Annotated in this window: 2 protein-coding genes; both read left to right on the top strand. The window is 68.0% G+C overall.

Annotated elements, in window-relative coordinates:
* Positions 1-26 precede the first annotated feature (26 nt).
* A complete protein-coding gene (locus ACFWF3_RS33725; RefSeq protein ID WP_379318029.1) occupies positions 27-1,664 on the top strand; it encodes an FAD-dependent oxidoreductase in 1,638 nt (545 codons plus the stop codon).
* 85 nt (positions 1,665-1,749) lie between these two features.
* On the top strand, positions 1,750-2,041 hold a 292-nt coding region (locus ACFWF3_RS33720), incomplete at its 3' end, for a cyclic nucleotide-binding domain-containing protein (RefSeq protein ID WP_379318028.1).

Genomic DNA, 2,041 nt, shown 5'->3' with positions numbered 1-2,041 from the left:
GCACTCCCTCGGTAACCAAACCGGCCATTCTGAGCGTTGACGACGATCCCGGCGTATCGCGCGCCGTGGTGCGGGACCTGCGCCGCCGCTACGGCGCCGACTACCGGATTCTGCGGGCCGAATCGGGACCGCAGGCACTCGAGGCGCTGCGCGAGATGAAACTGCGCGGGCAGCCCGTGGCGGTGCTGATCGCCGACTACCGGATGCCCGGCATGGACGGCATCGAATTCCTCGAACAGGCGATGGACCTGCACCCCTACGCACGCCGGGTGCTGCTCACCGCCTATGCCGACACCGACGCCGCGATCGACGCGATCAATGTCATCGATCTCGACCACTATCTACTCAAGCCGTGGGACCCGCCGGAGGAGAAGCTCTACCCGGTGATCGACGGGTTGCTCGAGGTGTGGCGCAGCGCCGAGCAGCGGCCGGTGTACGAGACCAAGGTCGTCGGCGATCGCTGGTCGCCGCGGTCTTCGCAGGTGCGAGAGTTCTTGGCGCGCAATCAGTTGCCGTATCGGTGGTATCCGGTCGACGAGCCGGAGGGCACCCGGTTGCTGGAGGCGGCGGGCGCCGATCCGCTGACCTGTCCGGTGGTGATCACGGCCGCGGGCACCGCCCTGATCCAGCCGACCGACAGCGAGCTCGCCGAAAACGTCGGGCTCACCGTCGAACCCAGCGGGGACTTCTACGACCTGATCGTGGTCGGCGGCGGACCCGCCGGACTCGGCGCGGCGGTCTACGGTGCGTCGGAGGGCTTGCGCACGGTGCTGGTCGAGCGCACGGCCACCGGCGGACAGGCGGGGCAGAGCTCGCGGATCGAGAACTATCTCGGATTTCCCGACGGGGTCTCGGGGTCACAGCTGGCGGATCGGGCGCGGCGACAGGCGGCGAAATTCGGCGCGGAGATCATCACCACTCGCGATGTGGTCGCGCTCGAGATCAACGGGTCGGCGCGCACCGTGCGATTCGCCGACGGTGGAAAGCTGTGCGCGCATACGGTTCTGATCGCTACGGGCGTGGACTATCGACGCCATCCGGCACCGGGTGTGGACGAATTCACCGGGCGCGGTGTGTATTACGGTTCGGCGATGACCGAGGCGGCCGAGTGCGCCGAACAGGAGGTCTACATCGTCGGCGGGGCCAACTCGGCCGGACAGGCCGCGGTGTTCCTGTCCCGCAACGCGCGTCGCGTGCACCTGGTTGTCCGGGGCGACTCGCTGGACAAGTCGATGTCGCACTATCTCGTCCGGCAGATCGCGGCCATCCCCAACATCGTCGTACACACCGAGACCGAGGTCGTCGGCGTCGACGGTGACACACACCTGGAACGCATCGTTCTGCGCGACAACAGCACCGGCACCGAAGACAAGGTCGACGCGCAACGGCTGTTCCTGTTCATCGGCGCCGCGCCGCAGACCGGCTGGCTCGACGGCGTCGTCACCCGCGACGCCGCCGGATACGTGCTGGCCGGGCCCGACCTGATGGTCGACGGCGCGCGACCACCCGGCTGGGAACTGCCGCGCCCGCCGCAACACCTCGAGACCAGCGTCCCCGGCGTGTTCGTGGCGGGCGATGTGCACGCCGAATCCGCCAAGCGGGTCGCCTCGGCGGTCGGCGAGGGCGCGATGGCGGTCATGCTCGTCCACCGGTATCTGGCATGAGAGGTCAGCGGCCGGAGGCGGTAGCGGAGCGTAACCACGCAGGCCGCCCGATCATGCCCATTGAGACAGCGTGAGTGAGGACTCTATGATCTGCGATCCGGGAGAACTGCGCACCCTGTTCCTGTTCGAGAAGCTCGACGACTCCCAGCTCGCCGAACTGTGCGCCATCGGGCGCATCGAGTACGTCGAACCGGGCCCGGTGTTTCGCGAGGGTGAACCCGCCACCTGCTTCTACGTGCTGATCGACGGCGAGGTCCGGCTCACCAAACTGTCCGGCGGGGTGGAGATCGAGATCAACCGCACCGACCATCGCGGGGTGTACGCGGGCGCCTGGATGGCCTACCTGGGCGATCGGGCGAACCAGGACTACAACGGCT

Origin of the sequence: Nocardia sp. NPDC060220 (assembly GCF_042727815.1) — a bacterium.
Taxonomy (GTDB): Bacteria; Actinomycetota; Actinomycetes; order Mycobacteriales; family Mycobacteriaceae; genus Nocardia.
The sequence above is the reverse complement of the archived record's forward strand: the minus strand, read 5'-3'. Positions and strand labels throughout refer to the sequence as shown.